Genomic DNA, 22,619 nt, shown 5'->3' on the forward strand with positions numbered 1-22,619 from the left:
CGCGAGCAGGCTCGCTCCCACAGGGTTTTGGTTGGCAGGTCAACGCCGGGTGATGACGACCTCAAGGTATTCACTCGGCACCACCAGCGATTTTTCTCCCGCTCTGTTCAAACGGTTGATCAGTTCAGTCAGGTCGTTTTCCAGCGCCTGGGCGCCTTCAGGAGGCAGCGCCGCGAACGCCTTATGGACCGGGCCGTACCAGGTGCGGAACGTGTCGATGAAATGCGCGGCCGAGCGGTACCGGAAATTGAAGGCCTTGCGCGTCACCTGAACCAGAAAGTCACTGTCGTCAAAATGCGTGTGCAACCAGGCTTCGGTGCCCCACTGCGAAGGCGGTTGTGCCCCCGGCGGTGGCGGTAGGTGGCGTCCGAGGGTCTTGAACATCTGGCCGACGAAACCTTCGGGCGTCCAGTTCGCCAGGCCGATCCGCCCTCCAGGACGACAGACCCGCGCCAGTTCTGCAGCGGCTTTGGGCTGGTCCGGCGTAAACATCACGCCGAAGGTCGACAGCACGGCATCGAAGCTCCCATCCTCGAACGGCAAGGCTTCAGCGTCGGCCACTTGAAACATCACATCGAGGCGTTCTGCCCTGGCCCGGTCTTCGCCGCGTTCCAGCAGCGCGGCCACGTAGTCAGTGGAGGTGACGTGGCAACCACGGCGCGCGGCGGCGAGTGTCGCGTTACCGTTGCCGGCGGCCACGTCGAGCACGCGTTCATCGCAAAGCAGGTCGCAGGCTTCGGCGAGTTGCTCGCCGACGATCTGCAAGGTGGTGCCGATCACGGCATAGTCGCCACTGGCCCAAGAGACCATCTGACGGTTCTTCAAGGCAGTAAGATCAATGGATGTACTCATGAATTCCGCTCCGTTGCGGGTTGGAACGCAGCCCGGCTTATTCGGCCGTGGTCGGATCGATGATGGCCGTGACCTGGGAAATGCAGTTGGCTGGGAAACCGCTCTGCCTGGCATGCTCCCTGATCAACTCTTCGTTCGGCGCGATGTACACGCGATGACAGGGTCGGCAGACCCTGTTTGCCCACTATCGCGCCGGGCAACGCTGGCGTCCTGCCCGATCGTCGGCCAACCCTGTCCGATCGTCCGGAGATTTCACGCTCTGGCGCGCCAGGCTCACAATCAAGCTCACCACCCGCGGCGTGGCGGCGCAGTCAGGAGAAAAAACCAATGGCCCACGGCGCGGAGCCTGTGAGCCATTGATTTGATGCATTACGCAGCGGGCGCTTTAGCCTCTTCCAGCAACTGCTGAATCATCTTCTCCTGGGTTTCATATCGACCTTCACCAAAGTGGGTGAAACGCACCTGACCCTTGGCATCGATCAGGTAGTGAGCGGGCCAGTAATGGTTGTCGAAGTTGCGCCAGATTGCGTAGTTGTTGTCGATGGCCACCGGGTAGGTGATGCCGAGCTTTTTTACCTGATCCTTGACGTTGTCGATGATGCGTTCGTAACCGTATTCAGGGGTGTGCACACCGATCACGACCAGGCCGTCCTTCTCGTATTTCTTCGCCCAGTCCTTCACGTAAGGCAAGGTGTTCTGGCAGTTGATGCAGTCGTAGGTCCAGAAGTCCACCAGCACCACTTTGCCTTTCAGCGAATCGTTGCTCAGCGCCGGCGAGTTAAGCCATTCGACTGCACCGGACAGCGACGGCATGGCGCCTTGGGCGTTGTCCATGGACGAGTCTGCCTTGACCTTGCTGACGAAGTAGTCGACGACTTTCGGTACAGTTTCCAACACACGTTGTTCAATCGTGGTGACGCCTTCGGACGAGGTCCCGGCCAGCAGTGTTTTGTCGGCGCCGGTGGAGATCACCGCCGCAGCCGCCAGCACCGCAACACCGGTGCCGCGACGCAGCCAACCGGTAATCGGGATCGACGATTTCAAGCGATTGACGAGGCCGCGACCGGCGAAGATCAAGGTGCCCAGGGACAATGCGCTGCCCACGCCGTACGCCACCAGTAACAGGCTGGTTTGAGCGTTTGCACCTTGCAGCATGGCGCCCGTGAGGATGACCCCGAGGATCGGCCCGGCACACGGTGCCCAGAGCAGGCCGGTGGCGACACCGATCATGACCGAACTCAACGGGCCGGACATTTGGCGGGTGTCGGGGTCGATGCGATTGCCCAGCGCCACGAAAGGACGGGCCAGCCAGTCACCGACACGGGCGGAAATCAGCGACAGGGCGAACAGCACCATCACGATGAGGGCCACATGACGGCCGGTGTTGCTGGCGTGTGCCACCCACTCGCTGCTGACCACGGCCAGGCTGGAGATCAGGGCAAAGGTCAGCACCATACCGCCGAGGGTGAGCAGGATCGAGGAACGTGTACGTTTAACACCGGCGAACAGGAACGGCACGACCGGGAGGATGCAAGGGCTGAGGACGGTCAATATGCCGCCGAGGAAAGCGATGAGAAACATGGGATCACCTTGAAATTATGGAGGGCGACTCACCACACGTCCCCTGTGGGATCGGTGGTGTTCACAGATCAATGTTCTGGCCTCAAGCCGTCTGGTTATCCATCAACTGCCCCTGCGGCGTCCGGCTGGAACCATCCTGCGCCAGGAAGGCACTACCGCCCTTCTGCGCCACTGGCGTCAGTTGGAAGCAAGTAGCGCTGCCACAGCTTTTTTGTTCAACAGCAGCGTTGGCATGGGCGGCTACGGAGAAGGCAATGGCCGTCAAAAAGCGGCTTACGGTGTTCATGATGTTCTTCCTGTTTCAAATGGGGTTGGCGTTGCGCGGCCGAAGCACTCAGTTGTCTGAGTTGCAACTGTCAGCCACTTTGCGGTAGTCCAGAACCTGGGTTTTGTTATGGGAATCCAGGTAGGTCATCTGGGCATCCACAACCCCACAGGAAGGCGAGGCGTCCTGTTTCAGCGACAGCACTTTCTTGATGTCCAGGTGCGTGCCGTAGGTGTAGGTTTCAGGGGTGACATCGGCTTCAGCGCGGGCCGACAAGGTGCAGATGTTCAGGGCGGCAAACAGGCAAGCGGCGTAGACGGCTTTGGTGTTCATGGTGGTTTCCTCAAGGCTTCAATAGGTCAATCGTTTATTGGGCCGAGGCGGCTTGGCTTGCCTCGATGGAACCTATTAAATGCCCGCGAGGTATCCCGTATGTGTCGGGAACAGGCGCGTGTAAATCGGTACGTATCAAAGCTGCCCCCTGATACACAGCGATACAAACCCCCTGAACATTCGGGTTTTTGCGTCCGCGTGTATCCGTCGACACGCCAGATACACTGCAATACAAAGGGCTGCGGGCGAACGGGCCAAGGCTCGATAGACTGCGCGACATCCCCCATCTACAGAGGTCTGGCCAAATGGAACACGTCGATCACATTCTCATCGTGGACGATGACCGCGAGATCCGAGAGCTGGTAGGCAACTACCTCAAGAAAAACGGCCTGCGCACCACCGTCGTGGCGGATGGACGGCAAATGCGCGCCTTCCTGGAATCCACGCCGGTGGACCTGATCGTGCTCGATATCATGATGCCGGGCGACGATGGCCTGATGCTGTGCCGTGAGTTGCGCGCCGGCAAACACAAGGCCACGCCGGTGCTGATGCTCACCGCGCGCAACGATGAAACCGACCGCATCATCGGCCTGGAAATGGGCGCCGACGATTACCTGGTCAAGCCGTTCGCTGCTCGTGAATTGCTCGCCCGAATCAACGCCGTGCTGCGTCGCACGCGGATGCTGCCGCCCAACCTGGTGGTCACCGAAAGCGGTCGCCTGCTGGCCTTCGGGCGCTGGCGACTGGACACCTCGGCCCGGCACTTGCTCGATGACGACGGCACCCTGGTCGCGCTCAGCGGCGCCGAATATCGGCTGCTGCGGGTGTTCCTCGATCACCCTCAGCGGGTACTCAATCGCGATCAATTGCTGAACTTGACCCAGGGCCGCGACGCTGATTTGTTCGACCGCTCCATCGACTTGCTGGTCAGCCGTTTGCGTCAGCGCTTGTTGGACGATGCCCGCGAACCGGCCTACATCAAAACCGTGCGCAGTGAAGGCTATGTGTTTTCCCTGCCGGTGGAAGTGCTCGGGGCGCCCTCATGAAACGCTCGATTCGTTGGCCTCGCACCCTGGCCTCGCGACTGTCGCTGATCTTCCTGATCGGCTTGATTCTCGCGCAGGCACTGTCCTTCGGCGCGCAGTACTACGAGCGATACGAAAGCACAAAGAACACCATGCTGGGTAATCTGGAAACCGACGTCTCGACCTCCCTCGCCATCCTCGACCGCTTGCCGGCCGAAGAGCGCATGAGTTGGCTGCAACAACTGGATCGACGTAACTACCGCTATTTGTTGAACGAAGGCTCGCCCGGCCTACCCATGAGCGATTCGCCCATAGCGATGACTTCGATCAAAGAGGCCATCGGCAAGGATTACCCGATGACTGTGACCGACATCCCCGGGGCAAATAAACATTTTCAGGTCCACCTGAAACTGGCGGACGGCAGCCCGCTGACCATCGACGTGCGACCCTCGATGGTGCCGTTGTCGCCGTGGTTACCCATCGTATTGCTGGGGCAACTGGCATTGATGATCCTTTGCACCTGGCTGGCCGTAAGAATCGTCATTCGCCCCCTCACCCGCCTGGCTCAGGCCGTAGAAACCCTGGACCCCAACACCCATGCAGTGCACCTGGATGAAAAAGGCCCGACCGAAGTCGCGCATGCCGCCAAGGCGTTCAATTCGATGCAGGCGCGCATCGCCGCTTACCTGAAGGAGCGCATGCAGCTGCTGGCGGCGATTTCCCACGACCTGCAAACCCCGATCACCCGCATGAAACTGCGCGCCGAATTCATGGATGACTCCGCCGAGAAAGACAAACTCTGGAATGATCTTGGCGAGATAGAACACCTGGTGCGCGAAGGCGTGGCCTATGCCCGCAGCGTTCATGGCGCCACCGAGGAAAGTCGTCGCACCCATCTGGATTCGTTCCTCGACAGCCTGGTGTTCGATTATCAGGACATGGGCAAAGACGTGCAGCTCGGAGGCAAAAGCGACACGGTGATCGACACCCGACCGCACGCCCTGCGGCGGGTGCTGGTGAACCTGACGGACAACGCACTGAAATTTGCGGGTGCCGCCGAGGTGTGGGTGGAAGCGAAGGCTGACGGCAGTTTGTCGGTGAAGGTGATGGACCGCGGGCCAGGGATTGCCGAGGAGGAATTGGCTCAGGTGATGGAACCGTTTTATCGCGTGGAGAACTCGCGTAACCGCAGCACCGGCGGGACCGGGTTGGGGTTGGCAATTGCGCAGCAGTTGGCTATCGCGATGGGTGGGTCGTTGACGTTGAGTAATCGTGAGGGGGGTGGGTTGTGTGCGGAGCTTAGATTACCGGCTCAGTAACATGATCGTTCCCACCAGAGCGTGGGAGAGTGTCAGTTTTTTTGTGTGCGGGCCGATAACGGCCTGCCGTCAGGCAGACCTTCATTTCAATAGCTCGGCCTGCTGAATCGATCTCCGTACAAAATCGCAAATTGATTCATGGCGCTCTTCCAATCGTGGGCCGCAGTGCCCCAATTGGCGGTGATATTTTGCAGTGCAAGCCAAATCAATTTCGTCGCAGCTTCGTCAGTTGGAAAGTGGCCTCTTGTCTTGATGATCTTGCGCAACTGAGCATTGATACTCTCGATGGCGTTGGTGGTGTAGATCACTTTTCGTATGGCTGGCGGGAAAACGAAAAATGGGATGACTCGGTCCCAAGCGCGTCTCCAGGCCGCAGCTACCGTTGGATATTGCTTGCCCCAAGGTCCAGCCTCGAACGCCTCTAGAGCTTGCTCGGCAACTTCAGCGTTGAGCGCTTGATAGATCGGCTTCAGCGCTTTGGCCAGCTCACGCCGCTTGTCCCAAGCCGCGTAATCAAGGCTGTTGCGGATCAAGTGGACGATACAAGTCTGTAACGTCGTCTCAGGGAACACCGCACTCAAGGCTTCTGGCATCCCTTTCAAGCCATCAGTTACCGCGATCAAAACGTCTTCGACGCCTCGGGTCTTGAGGTCATTGAAAACCTTCATCCAGAACTTGGCGCCCTCGGTAGTTTCAATCCAGATGCCCAAAATATCTCGGGTACCGTCCGGTAATACGCCCAGGGCCAAGTAGATTGCCTTGTTGCGAACCACCCCCTCGTCACGGATTTTGACCCGCAGCGCATCGAAGAAAATGACCGGATACATGGGTTCAAGTGGGCGTTGCTGCCAAGTACTGACTTCTTCCAGAACAGCGTCGGTGACTGAGCTGATGAAGTCAGGGGAGACGTCTGTCCCGTATTGCTCCGAGAGGAATGCACGAATCTCGCGAACGGTCATGCCGCGGGCATACATGGCAATGATTTTGTCATCGAAGCCTGTAAAACGGCGTTCGTGCTTGGGGATCAGGATCGGAGCAAAGCTGCCATCCCGGTCTCTGGGGATGTCCAGGCGCAACGGGCCGTCATCGGTGAGCACGGTTTTGCCGCTTTTGCCGTTGCGCTGGTTACTCGAATCCTCAGGACGCTCCGCGCCCTGAGGGTAGCCCAGGTGGTGCCCCAACTCCGCACCAAGCACCCGCTCGATCAGCGCTTTTTTGAACGCCATCGAGGCGTCCTGAATGGCTTCTGCACTCATCGGGCCGTTTACGAACTGATCAATCAGCTCTTTTGGAATGGCTGGAAGGTCTCGCGTGGCCTCACGGGCCGGTTTTTTCTTAGTCGGCATACATGCACCTCTTCAACATGATATGCCCGAACACAAAATTTATGACACTCCCCCAGTAAGGGTAAAAGCCGCTCACACGAGGCTTCTATTTTCATATCCAGAATCTCATCCGCCCGAGTCTTCCCCAAATTGATCGCAATCAACGGCTTCCCCTGATCCGCCACCGCCCGGCACAACCGAAACGCCGAATACGCCATCAACGAAGACCCGACCACCAACAATCCCGCCGCCTTTTCGACCGCCGCCATTGCCTTGGCCGCCGTCGCCTGCGCCACGTTCTCGCCAAAAAACACCACGTCCGGCTTCATCCGTTCCCCGGCGCAGTGCGGACAATGCGGCACCTGAAAGCGCGCTTCAAAAGCCGCGTCGAGCAGGGTATCGCCATCCGGTGCCTGCACTGCGTCCACCCCGGCCAGATACGGGTTCTGCACTTCCATCAGTTGCTGGATCGAATCCCGTTCGCTGCGCTTCCCGCAGTCCAGGCACAAGACCCGGTGCAGGCTGCCGTGGAGTTCGATGACATCATGGCTGCCGGCCTGGTCGTGCAGGGTGTCGACGTTTTGAGTGATCAGCCCGCTGATCTGCTGCGAACTTTGCAAACTGGCCAAGGCCTCGTGGGCCGCATTCGGCTGAGCCTGGCGCACCCGTGGCCAACCGAGCATCGCTCGCGCCCAATAGCGCCGCCGGGATTCGGGTGCCGAGAGAAATTCCTGATACATCATCGGCTGCCGGCCACGCCGCACGCCTTGGTTGTCGCGGTAGTCCGGAATGCCCGACGGAGTACTGATGCCGGCACCGGTCAGGACCACAAACGGCCGGTCGGCCATTAACTGCTGGAGGCGGTCGAGTTGTTCGCGAATGGGGCTGCCTGGCATGTTCAACACTCCGGGGACCATCAGTGCTTGCAGGGTAGCATTTGCCGACCACCCTGTAGGAGCACGGCTTGCCGGCGATGGCGATCTTAAGGACGCCATCGCCGGCAAGCCGTGCTCCTACATTTGCGATGACTATTTACGCGCCTCCAGAATCAGGTTGAACGGTGTTTCCGTGGCCCGACGGAACGTCTTGAACCCCGCCTCGGTGAAGACTTTGCGCAGTCGCCCCTCGCCAGCCTGGGCACCGAGACCGAGGCCGACTTCCTGGGACAGCGAGTTCGGGGTGCAGATGAAGGTCGAGGCGGCGTAGAACAACCGACCAACGGGGGTGGTGTTGTCGTCGAGCGAGTCATTGGCGAACGGTTCCACCAGCAACACCGTGCCGTCCGGTTTCAGCGAGTCATAAGCGTGCCGCGCTGCACCCACCGGGTCGCCCATGTCGTGCAGGCAGTCGAAGTAGCAGACCAGGTCATAGTCGTTGCCGGGGTAGCTTTTTGCCGTGCCCTGGAAGAACCGCGCCCGCCCGGACACGCCACCTGCTTCGGCGCGTTGGGTGGCGACCGTGACAGAGGGCGCGTGGTAGTCGAAACCGACGAATCGCGAATCGGGGAACGCCTGGGCCATGATCACGGTTGATGCGCCATGCCCGCAGCCGATATCTGCCACCTTGGCGCCAGCCTTCAGTTTGGCGACCACGCCGTCGAGTGCTGGCAGCCATTCGGCGACCAAGTGCGCTTTGTAACCTGGCCGGAAGAACCGCTCCGTGCCGCTGAACATGCACGGATGGTGATCGCCCCAGGCGAGGGCACCATCGCCGCGCATGGCGTTGACCAGTTTGTCCTTGTCATGGAAAAACGATGCGACCACCCCGATACCCCCCGCCACATAGACCGGTGAGTCTTCGATCGCCAATGCCAGAGCCTGCTCTTCGGGCAGGCGGAACTGGCCGTCGCGGTGTTCCATGTAACCGGAAGCAGCGTGGGCGCTGAGCCATTCGCGCAGCAGGCGGGTGTTGCAGCCGGTTTTGTCGGCGAGGGCTTCAGGGGTGACTGGCTGACTGTCGGCCATGGCCCGGTACAGTCCGAGTTCTTCGCCGAGGATGACATTGGCGAGCATCGCCGCGCCGCCCATGTCGTTCACCAGTTTGCCCATGAAGTCATTGAGTCTGGCCTCGTCCATCACGTGTGCTCCTTCAGCAGGATCACGGTCCAGAAGCCTTGTTTTTCGAGGCGTTCACCTCTGGGCGGTGGTCGTGGGAATGATCAGGACGATAAGCACGTCCTGCGTGCAGTAAGTTTAGTCCGGGGTCCGTGTAACGCTGCTCGGAGCGACGAAAGTCCTGTGGACCACATTTCCCTGACTGCCACCGTGTATCCCACTGTATCCAACCCCCGTCCCGATACAGTTTCCCCAACACCAAGGCACTGCCGAACACAGACTCGATACACCGCTTCGATTAACTGTGATTCCGTTCTGACAATCATTGAGATCGCTTCATGCAAACTCCCACCCTCTCAGCGAAAGCGACCGTCGGGCTCGGCTTGCGTCGCGGTTTAATGAAAGACCTTCAAGCCGCCCGCACTGGCAATTTTGATTTTCTGGAAGTTGCCCCGGAAAACTGGATCGGCATCGGCGGCGCTCATGGCCATGCGTTGCGTGCCCTGGCCGAGCGTTATCCGTTGTCCTGTCATGGCTTGTCCTTGTCATTGGGCGGCCCGGCAGCGCTGGACGTCGGGTTTGTGCAGGAAGTACGGGTTTTCCTCGATCTATACAACGTGCCGCTGTACAGCGAGCATTTGAGCTACTGCAGCGATGACGGCCACCTGTACGACCTGTTGCCGTTGCCCTTTACCGAAGAAGCGGTGCATCACGTCGCCGCGCGAATCCGTCAGGCCCAGGACATTCTCGGCCGGCGCCTGGCGGTGGAAAACGTCTCCTACTACGCCGCGCCACAGCAGGACATGGACGAGCTGACCTTCACCAACGCGGTGCTGCGCGAAGCCGATTGCGACCTGCTACTGGACGTCAATAATGTCTACGTCAACTCGATCAATCACGGTTTCGATCCGCAGGCCTTTTTGGCCGGCATCGATTCGGGCCGGGTGGTTGCCATGCACGTGGCCGGGCATTTCGATGAGTCCGACACGTTGAAAATCGACACCCACGGCGCTTCAGTGAAACCGGTGGTCTGGTCGTTGCTGGCTGAGGCTTACGCTCGATTCGGCGCGCAACCGACATTGCTGGAGCGGGACTTCAACTTTCCGGCATTTTGCGAACTGGTGGCTGAGTTGCAGACCATTCGCCGCCTGCAAGCCGAGGGGGTGAACCGTGGATAAGCCGAACCTGTTTCAGCAGCAAAACACCTTGGGCCTTTACCTGCGCGATCCCGATCATTGTGCGCCACCGGCTGAAATGGACGTGGCACGGGCGCAGGTTTACCGCGACCTGGTGTTCTCCAACCTGTCATCGCTGCTCAGCGGCACCTTTGCAGTGCTGGTGAAGATTCTTGGCGATGATGGCTGGCGTTCGCTGGTGCGGATATTCCTGCGGGACTACCGTGCACACACGCCAAAATTCGGCGAGATCGCCCAGGAATTTGTCGAGTTTCTGGCCTCGGAACCGCAGGCGTTGAGCGATGGGCCGTGGCCGCCGTTCATGGTGGAGCTGGCGCATTACGAATGGGTCGAGATGGCGCTGCAACAATCCGAGGCCGAGCCGTTGCCGCTGAGCGACGCCGGGTCATTGCTGGACCGACCGTTGCAGGTGTCGCCGCTGGCCTGGCCGTTGGCGTATGCCTGGCCGGTGCAGTTGGTGGGGCCGGATTATCGACCGGAGTCGGCACCGGTTCAGCCGACGTTGTTGTTGGTTCGTCGAGCTGAGAACTGGAGCGTGAAGTTCTCCGAGTTGAGTCCGTTGGCGTGGCGGTTGTTGCAGCGGATTGAGGTGTTTCCTCAGCTGGACGGGCGTGCGCAGCTGGAAGGGTTGGCGGTGGAGGCGGGGATGGCTGGGTCGCCGGCGTTTATGGAAAGCGGCTTGGCATTACTGCAGCAGATGCATGAAGAAGGGGTGGTGGGCTTGGCATGCTCGTTCCCACGCTCGGGAGTGTCATAAATTTTGTGTTCGGGCATATCATGTTGAAGAGGTGCATGTATGCCGACTAAGAAAAAACCGGCCCGTGAGGCCACGCGAGACCTTCCAGCCATTCCAAAAGAGCTGATTGATCAGTTCGTAAACGGCCCGATGAGTGCAGAAGCCATTCAGGACGCCTCGATGGCGTTCAAAAAAGCGCTGATCGAGCGGGTGCTTGGTGCGGAGTTGGGGCACCACCTGGGCTACCCTCAGGGCGCGGAGCGTCCTGAGGATTCGAGTAACCAGCGCAACGGCAAAAGCGGCAAAACCGTGCTCACCGATGACGGCCCGTTGCGCCTGGACATCCCCAGAGACCGGGATGGCAGCTTTGCTCCGATCCTGATCCCCAAGCACGAACGCCGTTTTACAGGCTTCGATGACAAAATCATTGCCATGTATGCCCGCGGCATGACCGTTCGCGAGATTCGTGCATTCCTCTCGGAGCAATACGGGACAGACGTCTCCCCTGACTTCATCAGCTCAGTCACCGACGCTGTTCTGGAAGAAGTCAGTACTTGGCAGCAACGCCCACTTGAACCCATGTATCCGGTCATTTTCTTCGATGCGCTGCGGGTCAAAATCCGTGACGAGGGGGTGGTTCGCAACAAGGCAATCTACTTGGCCCTGGGCGTATTACCGGACGGTACCCGAGATATTTTGGGCATCTGGATTGAAACTACCGAGGGCGCCAAGTTCTGGATGAAGGTTTTCAATGACCTCAAGACCCGAGGCGTCGAAGACGTTTTGATCGCGGTAACTGATGGCTTGAAAGGGATGCCAGAAGCCTTGAGTGCGGTGTTCCCTGAGACGACGTTACAGACTTGTATCGTCCACTTGATCCGCAACAGCCTTGATTACGCGGCTTGGGACAAGCGGCGTGAGCTGGCCAAAGCGCTGAAGCCGATCTATCAAGCGCTCAACGCTGAAGTTGCCGAGCAAGCTCTAGAGGCGTTCGAGGCTGGACCTTGGGGCAAGCAATATCCAACGGTAGCTGCGGCCTGGAGACGCGCTTGGGACCGAGTCATCCCATTTTTCGTTTTCCCGCCAGCCATACGAAAAGTGATCTACACCACCAACGCCATCGAGAGTATCAATGCTCAGTTGCGCAAGATCATCAAGACAAGAGGCCACTTTCCAACTGACGAAGCTGCGACGAAATTGATTTGGCTTGCACTGCAAAATATCACCGCCAATTGGGGCACTGCGGCCCACGATTGGAAGAGCGCCATGAATCAATTTGCGATTTTGTACGGAGATCGATTCAGCAGGCCGAGCTATTGAAATGAAGGTCTGCCTGACGGCAGGCCGTTATCGGCCCGCACACAAAAAAACTGACACTCTCCGGCAGGCCGTTATCGGCCCGCACACAAAAAAACTGACACTCTCCTTACTGGCGCAACACCTCTCACTCTGATCGTTCCCACGCGCGTGGGAACGATCAGTGGAGGCGCTGGCCGAGGTTTTCTTCCTTGAGGATATCGAACAACGCCTGAGCCGCCGCCGACAATTCCACCCCAGGCTTCGTCAACACCCCAATCGCCCGCTCCACCACCGGGTCCCGCAAGGTAATACACCGCGCCCCCAGCTCCCGCATCTGCCCGGCGCACAGCGCCGGCACTGCACTCACCCCCAACCCGCTGGCCACCATCCGTCCCACCGTCGCCAATTGATGGCTTTCAAACTCCACTGGCAACTTCATCCCTCGAGCCTGCAAGTGTTCTTCCAGCATCACCCGAACCGTCGACGGACGCTGCAAGGTAATGAACGGTTCCTTGAGCAAGGTCTGCCAATCGATATCGCCCAGTTCGGCGAACGCAGAATCAAGAGGCACCACGGCAACAAAACGGTCCATGTACAACGGCGTGAATTCCAGCGATGAACTCTGAGTCGGCTCAAACGCCACCCCCAGCTCAACCTGTCGATCACGCACCATTTCCAGCACCTGCTCGTTGATCACGTCGTTCACCGTGACATTGACCTTGGGATACCGCGCGCGGAAGGTTTTCAGGATCGGCGGTAGCAGGTTGCCGGCAAACGACGGCATTGCCGCCAGCGTCACGCGACCGCGCTGAAGCGTGAAACGCTGCCGCAGTTCATCCTCGGCATTGTCCCAATCAGCAATCAGGCGCCGAGCCAGTGGCACCAGCGACTCACCTTCAGCCGTCAACGCCACATTGCGTGTAGTGCGGGTGAACAGACGTCCGCCCAGCCCCTCCTCCAGCGCCTTGATGGTCAGGCTCAACGCCGATTGCGACAGGTGCAACCGCTCGCAGGCCACGGCAAAACTCAAACTCTGGGCCACGGCCAGGAACGCGCGGATCTGCTTGACTGTCATGACCGGTGTCTCCAACGTAGTACGAGGAAAGTGATTGGTGAGTTTTATCTATCAATCAACCTTAAAAATCAACTTAACAAATTAATCCACTGAAGAGACACTCAAATTCATTCGGCTAGCCAGCCGCCCACAAAGAATAAAAGAGGTGCATATGGCAGGTTTCGACAAGCGCGTGAGTTCCTATGAGGAAGCTCTGGCAGGTCTTGAAGACGGCATGACCGTGATCGCCGGCGGCTTCGGTCTGTGCGGGATCCCGGAAAACCTCATCGCCGAGATCAAGCGCAAAGGCACCCGTGACCTCACCGTCGTTTCCAACAATTGCGGCGTCGACGGTTTCGGCCTGGGTGTGCTGCTGGAAGACCGGCAGATCCGCAAGGTGGTGGCCTCCTACGTTGGTGAAAACAAAATGTTCGAGGAGCAACTGCTCAGCGGCGCCATCGAAGTGGTCCTGACCCCTCAAGGCACCCTGGCCGAAAAAATGCGCGCTGGCGGTGCCGGCATCCCCGCTTTCTTCACCGCCACCGGCGTCGGCACGCCAGTTGCCGACGGCAAGGAAGTGCGCGAATTCCACGGTCGCAAGTACCTGATGGAAGAATCCATCACCGGTGACTTCGCCATCGTCAAAGGCTGGAAAGCCGACCATTTCGGCAACGTCATCTATCGCCATACCGCCCAGAACTTCAACCCGCTGGCCGCCACTGCCGGCAAGATCACCGTGGTCGAAGTCGAAGAAATCGTCGAACCCGGCGAGCTGGACCCGGCGCAGATCCACACCCCTGGCATCTACGTCGACCGGGTCATTTGCGGCACGTTCGAGAAGCGCATCGAACAGCGCACCGTGCGTAAGTGATCCCCTGCCCCCGGACCTGAAGGAATAACAACAATGGCACTTTCCCGCGAACAAATGGCTCAACGCGTCGCCCGCGAAATGCAGGACGGCTTTTACGTGAACCTGGGCATCGGCATTCCGACCCTGGTCGCCAACTACATCCCAGAAGGCATGGAAGTCATGCTGCAGTCGGAAAACGGCTTGCTCGGCATGGGCCCCTTTCCTACTGAAGAAACCATCGATGCCGACATGATCAACGCCGGCAAACAAACGGTGACCGCGCGTATCGGCGCTTCGATCTTTTCCTCGGCCGAGTCCTTCGCGATGATTCGCGGTGGTCATGTCGACCTGACCGTGCTGGGCGCCTTTGAAGTCGACGTGCAGGGCAACATCGCCTCCTGGATGATCCCCGGCAAGCTGGTCAAGGGCATGGGCGGCGCGATGGACCTGGTAGCCGGTGCAGACAACATCATCGTTATCATGACCCACGCGTCCAAGGACGGTGAGTCCAAGCTCCTGTCCAAATGCAGCCTGCCGCTGACCGGCGCCGGTTGCATCAAGCGCGTGCTGACCGACCTCGCCTACCTGGAAATCCAGGACGGTGCGTTCATTCTCAAGGAACGCGCACCGGGCGTCAGCGTCGAGGAGATTGTCGCCAAGACCGCCGGTAAACTGATCGTGCCGGATCACGTCCCGGAAATGCAGTTCGCTGCTCAGTGAGGAATTATTCCATGCAAGAAGTCGTCATTGTCGCCGCCACCCGTACCGCCATCGGCAGTTTCCAGGGTGCCCTGGCAAGCGTGTCCGCGGTTGATCTCGGTGCTGCGGTGATCCGCCAGCTGCTGGCACAAACCGGTCTGGATGTGGCTGAAGTCGATGAAGTGATCATGGGCCAGGTGTTGACCGCCGGCGCCGGGCAGAACCCTGCGCGCCAGTCCGCGATCAAGGCCGGCCTGCCGTTTACCGTGCCGGCGATGACCCTGAACAAGGTCTGCGGTTCGGGCCTCAAAGCGTTGCATCTGGCCACTCAGGCGATTCGTTGCGGCGACGCCGACGTGATCATTGCCGGCGGCCAGGAAAACATGAGCCTGTCCAATTACGTCATGCCCGGTGCGCGCACCGGTCTGCGCATGGGTCACGCGCAAATCGTCGACACCATGATCAGCGACGGCCTGTGGGATGCGTTCAACGATTACCACATGGGCATCACCGCCGAAAACCTGGCTGACCAGTACAACCTGACCCGCGAACAGCAAGACGCCTTCGCCGCGGCCTCGCAGCAGAAAGCCACGGCCGCCATCGAAGCCGGGCGTTTTGCCGACGAGATCACGCCGATCCTGATTCCTCAGCGTAAAGGCGACCCGGTGGCTTTCCAGGTTGACGAACAACCCCGAGCAGGTACCACCGCTGAAGCGCTGGGCAAACTGAAACCCGCCTTCAAAAAAGACGGCTCGGTGACCGCCGGTAACGCCTCGTCCCTGAATGACGGCGCCGCTGCGGTGATCCTGATGAGCGCCGAAAAAGCCAAGGCCCTCGGCCTGCCAGTGCTGGCGAAAATCGCTGCGTACGCCAATGCGGGCGTCGACCCGGCGATCATGGGCATCGGCCCGGTCAGCGCGACTCGTCGTTGCCTGGACAAGGCCGGTTGGTCCATCGACCAACTGGACCTGATCGAAGCCAACGAAGCTTTCGCTGCGCAATCCCTGGCGGTGGCCAAGGACCTGGAATGGGACCTGAACAAAGTCAACGTCAATGGCGGTGCCATCGCTCTGGGTCACCCGATCGGTGCTTCGGGTTGCCGGGTGCTGGTGACCTTGCTGCATGAAATGATCAAGCGTGACGCCAAGAAAGGCCTCGCCACCCTGTGCATCGGTGGTGGTCAGGGCGTGGCATTGGCGATCGAACGGGCGTAAAGCGTTCAACAGACTGCGCGGTGACCCACGAAGATCCGCGACAGTCTGGAAAAACACCCGGTGCGATTCACGTCGCACCGGGTTCTTTTTTGTCTGGCCGTCAGGCAAATCTCACCAGATTCAGCACCGGCAACGGACCGCCTGGAAACTGCATCAGCCGCGCCCCGACGCTCAATTCCCCCAGATCAATCCCGAAGAAGCCCAGTTGTTCGATCAGCGTTGCCACTTGAGCTTTCGCGTCGGCATCATCGCCAGAGAGAAACAGCACGCGCCGCCCACCCTCCGCCGCCGGGTCGCTCTCCAGAAAACGCGCCTGTAGGTGATTGAACGCCTTCACCACCCGCGCACCCCTTAAGTCTAAACATACAAGCGAGCCTGCTCGCGAAGAGGCTCGGCCAGGCAACACAGCTTCAGGCTCAGGCTACGAACTGTAAGATCAACCCGCTGTTCGCCCCGCTCCGCGTCCTGCTTACTGTGCAGGTCCTTGCCGATCATCCGGGTCTGCACGATGGAGGCATGCAGGTACACGTTATGCGGCATTACGGTGGCCCCGAGAATACCGATGGCCAGGTACAACGGCGCCAAATCACGCTCGGCAGCAGCAACTTTGTATACAAAACGCAGCAATCTATAGAGCAATCAACCGTCCCCAATGCTAACGTTGCCGCCTCACTTAGGTCGGAGGCGCGTGCGTGCTGATGCTCAAACTGCTGGTCATCCCAGGATTTCTCTTGTTGATTTCCCTGGCCGGTAAACGCTGGGGACCGAGTGTCGCCGGTTGGCTGTCGGGATTGCCGGTGGTGGTCGGGCCGATTCTGTTCTTTCTCGCCATCGAACAGGGCCAGGTGTTCGCCGCTCAATCAGCGACGGCAGCACTGTCTGCGATGTTCGCGATGATTGCCTTTTGCGTGACCTACGCTCAGGTTGCACAACGCTCGAGTTGGCCGTGGGCGCTAGTGATATCGCTGTTGGTCTGGGCCACGGCGGCCGTTGTGCTGTCGTTGATTCCGACGTCCCTGGTGTTCTCGGTGATCGCCGCCGCAACTGCCCTGCTGGCGGCGCCGTATCTGTTTCCCTCGGTAAAGCCAATCGTTTCAGGTCCGGTGCCGAAGTCCGACAAACTGCTGTTGCGCATGATTGCCGGCGCCCTGCTCACCCTCGCGGTCACGTTGTTGGCCAGCACCGTCGGCGAACGCTGGAGCGGCCTGCTTGCCGTGTTCCCGGTGCTGGGCAGCGTGATGGCGGTGTTCTCCCAGCAAACCCGCGGTCCGGCGTTTACCGCTGCTTTGCTGCGGGCGACGGCGACCGGGATGTATTCGTTCGCGGCGTTTTGCCTGGTGTTGGCGTTGGCCTTGCCGAGGTTTGGCTGGTGGGGATTCGGGATGGGGGTAGGGGTTTCGTTGGGGATGTTACTGGTGACTAAAAGACTGGTCATGGGTTCAAAAGGCGGCTCGACCGTATCGAAGAACATGCAGAAGGCAGACACATAACAACATTTCCCGAACACTCAAGAAACGCCCGAAGTAACCTTCGGGCGCTATTGCAACGTGCAGAAGTCACCTATGAGCTGTGTGCTTACAAATACACCGGAGGCGACGCCGACGCGTTAGGTGGAGCACCCAGTGTATCGTTGCAAACAACAATCTCGCGTACGTTCTTTGGAAGGCTCGATACCACAATCTTGTATGGATAAGGCCCGTGATTTTCATAGCTGTCGATATCCCCGCTTCCCAACTCCTCCCATTTGTCTCCGTTCTTATAGTAAGCCACCGCCTTACCGTAACTATTAGTTTGGCCCTCAATTATCAAGCTTAATGCTGCATTTATTACATTTTCATTCGCCATTGTTTAATCTCCGGTTTCTGTCGTAAGTGGACAAGTTACGAAGCCAGTATTCTCTGGGTTTTAAATCATGCCTACCTGTCACAAATTACAGTTCAGACGAATGGTGTCCCTGGCAAACACTGCTACGCTTGAGGCACGATGAAACACGTCCTTGCCCATGGAGAGGCGCACGTGACCGACGCAAACCAGATACCCCACACCAATTTAGCCCCCCGCTCTGCCACCGCCGTTGGTGTCATCGCGATATTGCTCTGGTCCTCCCTGGCCTTACTGACCACCCTCACCGAAGGCATTCCACCGTTTGAGCTGCTGACACTGGGTTTCGGCGCGGCGTTCGTGGCGAGCCTGGTGATTCTGGGTCGACGCGGGATCGCCGGGTTCGCCAGTTGGCGCCAGCCCTGGGCCGTATGGGCGACCGGGTTCGTCGGAATTTTCGTTTATCACGCGCTGTACTTTTTCGCACTCAAAGCCGCCCCTGCGGCCGAAGCCAGTCTGATCAACTACCTTTGGCCGCTGTTGCTGGTGCTGCTGTCGGCGTTCTCGGCCGGCGAAAAGCTGCACAAACGGCAATTGCTCGGCGCACTGCTGGGCCTGGCCGGCACGGCTTTCATCATGCAGCAGCGCGCCCCGAATGCTGATGCCGCGATGCCCATCGCCGGTTATCTCGCGGCGTTTGGCTGTGCGCTGATCTGGTCGGTTTACTCGGTAATCAACCGCCGGTTCAGCGAAGTGCCGAGCAGCATCATTGGCGGAATCTGTGGCCTGGTCGCCGTGGCCGGACTGGTCTGCCACCTGGCCTTCGAAACCACGGTACAGCCCGACTTCAGCCAATGGACAGCGATTGTCGTCCTCGGTCTGGGGCCGGTCGGACTGGCGTTTTTTGCCTGGGACCACGCCACCAAACACGGCAGTCTGGCAACGCTGGGTGCGCTTTCCTACCTCGCGCCGCTGATTTCCACGTTGTTGTTGATCACCGTCGGGCGCAGCCATGCCAGCCCGATTCTGATCGTTCCCGCGCTGCTGATTATCGCCGGTGCGGTCATCGCTACGTCGCGATCAACCGCCAAAGTGCCGACAACGCGTTCGATAATTTCGAACGAGTAAAGCAAAAAGCTCGTACGTCAATCTAATGGATTTCGCCCACCATCTGCCTCAGTTCAACACTCCGTGGCGAGCTCCCTCGCCACAGAAACTGTTTCGATATAACGCGCTGGAATGCGTCACAACCTCCGTGGGATGATCGCCCTCAAAGCGCGACCATCTCCTGGAGTTTCTGAATGTCATTGTTGAGTAAAAAAGCCGTTGTCCTGTTGTTGACGGCGGTTGCCAGTCTGGGAGCGCTGAATGCGCAGGCCGCCAAAGCCACCGCCAGCGATACCGCGCCAGCACAGAAAGTCTCGATGCTCGGCGGCAAGTTCAAGTTCACCCTGCCCAAAGGCTTCGTTGCCAACCCGTTGCCCGCCGGCGACGCGGCCACCGGTACCGCCGGGGCAACGGGCACCATGTACACCAATCAGGCCACCAAAACCGTCGTGATCGCGGCTGAAAACACCATCCCCGGCGGCCTCAACGTCAAAGACAACGACGGTCAGTTCCTCGATTCGACGGCGTCCGACTTCGCCATCGAACAAGCCAAGGCGCTGCCGGACTTCACCAAGCTCAGCGAAAAAAGCCTGACCCAGAAAGGCACCGGCCTGGGGCTGCGGCAGATTGACAGCTCCGCCACCCAGGGCGGCGGAAAAACCCTCGACACCACGCTGATGGCGGCGTCCAACACGCGCATGGCGATCGTTCAGGTGATTTCCCGCCTCAGCGACAATGCTGGCCACGAGACGCTGGTCAAACAGATCGTCACTGGCAAGTAACAATCAGGGATTGAGACGCTGCAACCACGTGCTCAAGTCCTGCATCTCGGTGGCACTGATGCTGTGACCGACGCCAGGGTAGGCATGAAACTCAGGCTTGAGTGACAGGCTCTGCAACAGGCTGTCGGCGTCCGTGCCGTCATTGTAGGGAAGACGTTTGTCTGCAGTGCCATGACCGATGAAAATCGCCAGCTTCTGGCGGTTTACATCCGGTTTCAGCTCGGACCTGAGCACCGGCAAAATCCGCCCGCTCAACGCCGCGATCCCACCCACCGCCTCGGGATAACGCAGCGCCACCTCGTAGGACATGATCGCGCCCTGGCTGAAACCCACCAGGAAAACCTTGTTCGGTTCGGTGTGATACTTCTTCGCCGCCTGTGCGACAAAATCCAGCAAGACCTCGCCGCTGGACTTCAGATCATCGGTCTCACCGTTGTAGCCAGCGTTGCCCTTCTCGCGAAACCACTTGTAACTACCCTCTTCCATCACTATCGGTGCGCGTACCGACAGGTAGTTGTATGGCGCGGGCATCTCATCCTTGATGTCGAACAAATCCTCCTCGTTACTGCCGTAACCGTGGAGGAAAATCACCAGGGGCTGATTGCGCGATTCGGGGTTGGCTTGTTCCAGGTACTTGAGCGGCAGATCGGTTTGCAGCGGGGCTTGAGCGTGGACGGCGGCGGACGCCAGGAGTGTCAGCAGAGCGAGAAACTTCAACATAAACCTTCCTTCACTGAGCGCAGGATTCGGGGCAGAGCCTAACATCTCTTTTGGCCTTTGATCGTTCCCACGCTCTGTCTGGGAATGCAGCCCGGGACGCTCCGCGTCCCAGAAGCCGAACGCGGAGCGTCCGTTGAGGCATTCCCACGCAGAGCGTGGGAACGATCAGGGAAGGCATAAAAAAAGTGGCAACCGCGTCAACGGTTGCCACTTGTTTGAACGGCGTGATTACTGGCCGTAAACGTCAAAGTCGAAGTACTTGTCTTGCACTTGCTTGTACTTGCCGTTGGCGCGGATTTCGGTGATGGCGGTGTTGAATTGGTCCGCCAGCTCTTTATCACCCTTGCGCACAGCAATACCGGCACCGCCGCCGAAGTACTTGGCGTCTTCGTAAGTCGGGCCCACGAAAGCGAAGCCTTTACCGGCGTCGGTTTTCAGGAAACCGTCATTCAGGTTGACCGAGTCGGCCAGCATCGCGTCCAGACGACCGGCGACCATGTCCAGGTTGGCTTCCTGCTGGGAGCCGTAGCGGACCAGATTGATACCGGCCGGCACTAGCACTTCAGTGGCGAAGCGGTCGTGGGTACTGGCGCGCAGCACACCGACTTTCTTGCCTTTGAGCTCAGTCAGCGGGTCTTTGACGTCGGTGCCTGCCTTCATCACGAAACGCGCCGGGGTGTGGTAGTACTTGATGGTGAAATCGACGTTCTTTTTGCGATCGTCAGTGATGGTCATGGACGACAGGATCGCGTCGATTTTCTTGACCTTCAGGGCCGGGATCAGGCCGTCGAACTCTTGCTCGACCCAGGTGCACTTCACTTTCATCTGCTCGCACAGCGCGTCGCCGATGTCCACGTCGAAACCGGTGAGTTTGCCGTCAGGGGTTTTCATCGAGAATGGCGGGTAACCGGCTTCGATACCGAGGCGGATCGGCTTGGCGTCTTCGGCCACAGCCGTCAGGGACAACATCGACAGTGCCAGGGCACCGAACATCACTAGCTTCTTCATTTATAACTCCTGTATGCGAAGGCTTTTATTGGCAGCTTTCGGTAGGCTGCGTCCGGTTGGAGAGCACCGAAGTGGCCGGCAGTCTAGAGCGGCTTCAGGAGGGCAAATTGTGTTTAAGCGACAAATTCTTATAGAAAAGTGGCTGGCGGATTCGAGTTCCTTGAAGCGTGCGCCAAGCCGGTGCAAAGACTGTAGGACAAGCCCTTTTTTCAGACAAAACCTACAAGCAAAAACTACAAGAGAGCCCTGATGCCCACGTTGAACCTGATCCAGCACCACCCTGCCGAAGGTCCTGGCGCCATTGCTGTCTGGGCCAAGTCCCGAGGACTAACGCTGAACGTCTTTCGCGCCGACCTCGACCAATTGCCGCCTGTAAGCGCAGCGCCAGTGATTCTGTTAGGTGGGCCTTATGAATCCAACGGCGGGCCGGCCTGGCTGGAAGCCGAACGTCAGTGGCTGGCGGGCAGTCTGGATCAAGGCGCGGCCGTGTTCGCGATTTGTCTGGGGGCGCAGCTGCTGGCGCTGAGCCTGGGCGGGAAGGTGCGGCGGATGGACCGCACCGAAACCGGATGGACGCCCGTGACCTTTGTCGATGGCCCGACGTTGCAGGTGCTGGAATGGCACGAAGATGCGATCGACTTGCCGCCAAACGCGCAGTTGCGGGCCAGCAGTGATCACTGCGCACAGCAGATGTATTGCGTCGGGCCGACGCGGGTGGGTCTGCAGTTTCATCCTGAGTGGAATGCTGAATCAGTGGCGACGCTCAATGCGCATTTTGCCGACGAATCACCGCTGCCCCGGGGTCAACAGGACAGCGCCGCCTACGCAACCGTGTTCGAGTGGTTGCAGGCGACACTGGATGGGTGGTGGGAGGCGCAGGCTACAGCCTGATCAGCACTCGCAGCCGATCACAGCATTCACCGGCCGTTGCACCGCAGTGCTCAACTCAAACCCTTCATCCAGCCACCCGGTCACCCCGCCGATCATTTCCTTGACCGGGTAACCCAGCGCGGCCAGTTTCACTGCGGCCTTGTTGGCGCCGTTACAGTGGGGCCCGGCGCAATAAACCACAAACAAGCTGGTTTCCCGGTAAGCCGCCAGACCTTCAGCGGTCAGCAGTCGCCCCGGAATATTGATCGCTCCCGGCACATGACCACGCTTGAATGCAAGCGGACCTCGCACGTCCACTAAGACAAAATCCACCTCGCCGGCCTGTTGGCTGCCGTGGACGTCGGAACAATCGGTTTCGAACGTCAGACGGTTGCTGAAATGCATCAGGGCGATGGCCGATGGGGCGGCGGGAATCTCGCGGACCAGGCTGGTCATGGGCTGTACTCCAAAGTCGCGGTGGGTGTGAGAAACTTTATCCGCCCGGCGCT

Annotated in this window: 23 protein-coding genes and 3 pseudogenes; 12 read left to right on the plus strand and 14 right to left on the minus strand. The window is 59.2% G+C overall.

The genetic code is table 11. The annotated features are described in order from the left end of the window. Nucleotides 1–39: 39 nt before the first annotated feature. The 5 genes and pseudogenes from ACYZTR_RS17470 to ACYZTR_RS17490 form a co-directional block, all read right to left on the minus strand. Nucleotides 40–852, minus strand: a complete 813-nt coding sequence (locus ACYZTR_RS17470) for a class I SAM-dependent methyltransferase (RefSeq protein ID WP_461972840.1) — start codon at nt 850–852, stop codon at nt 40–42. A gap of 37 nt (nt 853–889) precedes the next feature. Continuing rightward, nucleotides 890–1,003: pseudogene (locus tag ACYZTR_RS17475) on the minus strand (nickel-binding protein); the annotation flags it as partial. Nucleotides 1,004–1,221: 218 nt separating this feature from the next. Beyond that, the gene (locus tag ACYZTR_RS17480) at nt 1,222–2,433 is read right to left on the minus strand and encodes a cytochrome c biogenesis protein DipZ (protein WP_461972841.1); all 1,212 of its coding nucleotides are present in this window, start codon (nt 2,431–2,433) and stop codon (nt 1,222–1,224) included. Between the two features lie 82 nt (nt 2,434–2,515). Next, nucleotides 2,516–2,719, minus strand: a complete 204-nt coding sequence (locus tag ACYZTR_RS17485; RefSeq protein WP_461972843.1) for a hypothetical protein — start codon at nt 2,717–2,719, stop codon at nt 2,516–2,518. A 48-nt stretch (nt 2,720–2,767) separates the two neighbouring features. Next, entirely contained in the window at nt 2,768–3,031 is a 264-nt protein-coding gene (locus ACYZTR_RS17490) for a DUF2790 domain-containing protein (protein WP_461972845.1), read from the minus strand. 305 nt (nt 3,032–3,336) lie between these two features. On the opposite strand from ACYZTR_RS17490, the gene ACYZTR_RS17495 reads away from it, so the two are divergent. Continuing rightward, nucleotides 3,337–4,077, plus strand: coding sequence for a response regulator (locus tag ACYZTR_RS17495; protein WP_461972847.1), 741 nt, complete (start codon nt 3,337–3,339; stop codon nt 4,075–4,077). Next, the gene (locus tag ACYZTR_RS17500; RefSeq protein WP_461972849.1) at nt 4,074–5,375 is read left to right on the plus strand and encodes a sensor histidine kinase; all 1,302 of its coding nucleotides are present in this window, start codon (nt 4,074–4,076) and stop codon (nt 5,373–5,375) included. The genes ACYZTR_RS17495 and ACYZTR_RS17500 overlap by 4 nt, the downstream gene beginning before the upstream one ends. A gap of 86 nt (nt 5,376–5,461) precedes the next feature. Here the strand turns inward: ACYZTR_RS17500 and ACYZTR_RS17505 are convergent, their stop codons facing one another. From ACYZTR_RS17505 to ACYZTR_RS17515, 3 genes are all read right to left on the minus strand, one after another. Beyond that, nucleotides 5,462–6,721, minus strand: coding sequence for an IS256 family transposase (locus tag ACYZTR_RS17505; RefSeq protein WP_461972851.1), 1,260 nt, complete (start codon nt 6,719–6,721; stop codon nt 5,462–5,464). Beyond that, nucleotides 6,655–7,596, minus strand: a complete 942-nt coding sequence (locus ACYZTR_RS17510) for an NAD-dependent protein deacetylase (RefSeq protein WP_461972853.1) — start codon at nt 7,594–7,596, stop codon at nt 6,655–6,657. The genes ACYZTR_RS17505 and ACYZTR_RS17510 overlap by 67 nt, the downstream gene beginning before the upstream one ends. A 132-nt stretch (nt 7,597–7,728) precedes the next feature. Then, complete coding sequence (locus ACYZTR_RS17515) at nt 7,729–8,775, minus strand: class I SAM-dependent methyltransferase (protein ID WP_461972855.1); 1,047 nt, start codon at nt 8,773–8,775, stop codon at nt 7,729–7,731. A 317-nt stretch (nt 8,776–9,092) separates the two neighbouring features. Between ACYZTR_RS17515 and ACYZTR_RS17520 the strand changes: the two genes are divergently transcribed. Genes ACYZTR_RS17520 through ACYZTR_RS17530 form a run of 3 tightly spaced genes read left to right on the plus strand, consistent with a single transcriptional unit; the run spans nt 9,093 to nt 12,006 of the window. Beyond that, a complete protein-coding gene (locus ACYZTR_RS17520) occupies nt 9,093–9,932 on the plus strand; it encodes an HvfB family MNIO-type RiPP peptide maturase (RefSeq protein WP_461972857.1) in 840 nt (279 codons plus the stop codon). Then, nucleotides 9,925–10,707 (plus strand): HvfC family RiPP maturation protein, encoded by a 783-nt coding sequence (locus tag ACYZTR_RS17525; RefSeq protein WP_461972859.1) that lies wholly within the window; start codon nt 9,925–9,927, stop codon nt 10,705–10,707. The genes ACYZTR_RS17520 and ACYZTR_RS17525 overlap by 8 nt, the downstream gene beginning before the upstream one ends. A 39-nt stretch (nt 10,708–10,746) precedes the next feature. Then, a complete protein-coding gene (locus tag ACYZTR_RS17530) occupies nt 10,747–12,006 on the plus strand; it encodes an IS256 family transposase (RefSeq protein WP_461972851.1) in 1,260 nt (419 codons plus the stop codon). Between the two features lie 157 nt (nt 12,007–12,163). Here ACYZTR_RS17530 and ACYZTR_RS17535 read toward each other — a convergent pair whose 3' ends face one another. After that, nucleotides 12,164–13,060, minus strand: coding sequence for a LysR family transcriptional regulator (locus ACYZTR_RS17535; protein ID WP_461972861.1), 897 nt, complete (start codon nt 13,058–13,060; stop codon nt 12,164–12,166). Between the two features lie 151 nt (nt 13,061–13,211). Here ACYZTR_RS17535 and ACYZTR_RS17540 point away from each other — a divergent pair, with 151 nt between their 5' ends. Genes ACYZTR_RS17540 through ACYZTR_RS17550 form a run of 3 tightly spaced genes read left to right on the plus strand, consistent with a single transcriptional unit; the run spans nt 13,212 to nt 15,802 of the window. Beyond that, nucleotides 13,212–13,910, plus strand: a complete 699-nt coding sequence (locus ACYZTR_RS17540) for a CoA transferase subunit A (RefSeq protein WP_074875602.1) — start codon at nt 13,212–13,214, stop codon at nt 13,908–13,910. Between the two features lie 33 nt (nt 13,911–13,943). Further along, nucleotides 13,944–14,609, plus strand: coding sequence for a CoA transferase subunit B (locus ACYZTR_RS17545; RefSeq protein ID WP_461972863.1), 666 nt, complete (start codon nt 13,944–13,946; stop codon nt 14,607–14,609). Nucleotides 14,610–14,620: 11 nt separating this feature from the next. Beyond that, the gene (locus tag ACYZTR_RS17550) at nt 14,621–15,802 is read left to right on the plus strand and encodes an acetyl-CoA C-acetyltransferase (protein ID WP_461972865.1); all 1,182 of its coding nucleotides are present in this window, start codon (nt 14,621–14,623) and stop codon (nt 15,800–15,802) included. A gap of 100 nt (nt 15,803–15,902) precedes the next feature. On the opposite strand, the pseudogene ACYZTR_RS17555 reads toward ACYZTR_RS17550, so the two are convergent. Both ACYZTR_RS17555 and ACYZTR_RS17560 read right to left on the minus strand, forming a co-directional pair. Next, nucleotides 15,903–16,151 (minus strand): annotated as a pseudogene (locus ACYZTR_RS17555) (NADPH-dependent F420 reductase); the annotation flags it as partial. A 56-nt stretch (nt 16,152–16,207) separates the two neighbouring features. Continuing rightward, nucleotides 16,208–16,402: pseudogene (locus ACYZTR_RS17560) on the minus strand (divalent metal cation transporter); the annotation flags it as partial. 92 nt (nt 16,403–16,494) lie between these two features. Here ACYZTR_RS17560 and ACYZTR_RS17565 point away from each other — a divergent pair. The 3 genes from ACYZTR_RS17565 (at nt 16,495) to ACYZTR_RS17575 (ending at nt 19,512) form a co-directional block, all read left to right on the plus strand. Next, on the plus strand, nt 16,495–17,292 hold the full coding sequence (locus ACYZTR_RS17565; RefSeq protein ID WP_461972867.1) for a hypothetical protein: 798 nt from the start codon (nt 16,495–16,497) through the stop codon (nt 17,290–17,292). 526 nt (nt 17,293–17,818) lie between these two features. Continuing rightward, the gene (gene yddG / locus ACYZTR_RS17570) at nt 17,819–18,751 is read left to right on the plus strand and encodes an aromatic amino acid exporter YddG (protein WP_461972869.1); all 933 of its coding nucleotides are present in this window, start codon (nt 17,819–17,821) and stop codon (nt 18,749–18,751) included. 173 nt (nt 18,752–18,924) lie between these two features. After that, complete coding sequence (locus ACYZTR_RS17575; protein ID WP_461972871.1) at nt 18,925–19,512, plus strand: DcrB/PsbP domain-containing protein; 588 nt, start codon at nt 18,925–18,927, stop codon at nt 19,510–19,512. A gap of 3 nt (nt 19,513–19,515) precedes the next feature. Here ACYZTR_RS17575 and ACYZTR_RS17580 read toward each other — a convergent pair whose 3' ends face one another. Beyond that, entirely contained in the window at nt 19,516–20,232 is a 717-nt protein-coding gene (locus tag ACYZTR_RS17580; protein WP_461972872.1) for an alpha/beta hydrolase, read from the minus strand. A gap of 228 nt (nt 20,233–20,460) precedes the next feature. Then, nucleotides 20,461–21,240, minus strand: coding sequence for an ABC transporter substrate-binding protein (locus ACYZTR_RS17585; protein WP_461972874.1), 780 nt, complete (start codon nt 21,238–21,240; stop codon nt 20,461–20,463). A gap of 249 nt (nt 21,241–21,489) precedes the next feature. Between ACYZTR_RS17585 and ACYZTR_RS17590 the strand changes: the two genes are divergently transcribed. Then, nucleotides 21,490–22,131 (plus strand): type 1 glutamine amidotransferase, encoded by a 642-nt coding sequence (locus ACYZTR_RS17590; protein ID WP_461972876.1) that lies wholly within the window; start codon nt 21,490–21,492, stop codon nt 22,129–22,131. Here ACYZTR_RS17590 and ACYZTR_RS17595 read toward each other — a convergent pair whose 3' ends face one another. Continuing rightward, nucleotides 22,132–22,566, minus strand: coding sequence for a rhodanese-like domain-containing protein (locus ACYZTR_RS17595; RefSeq protein ID WP_461972877.1), 435 nt, complete (start codon nt 22,564–22,566; stop codon nt 22,132–22,134). Between the last annotated feature and the right edge of the window lie 53 nt (nt 22,567–22,619).

This window comes from Pseudomonas sp. Hz4, from assembly GCF_054898165.1.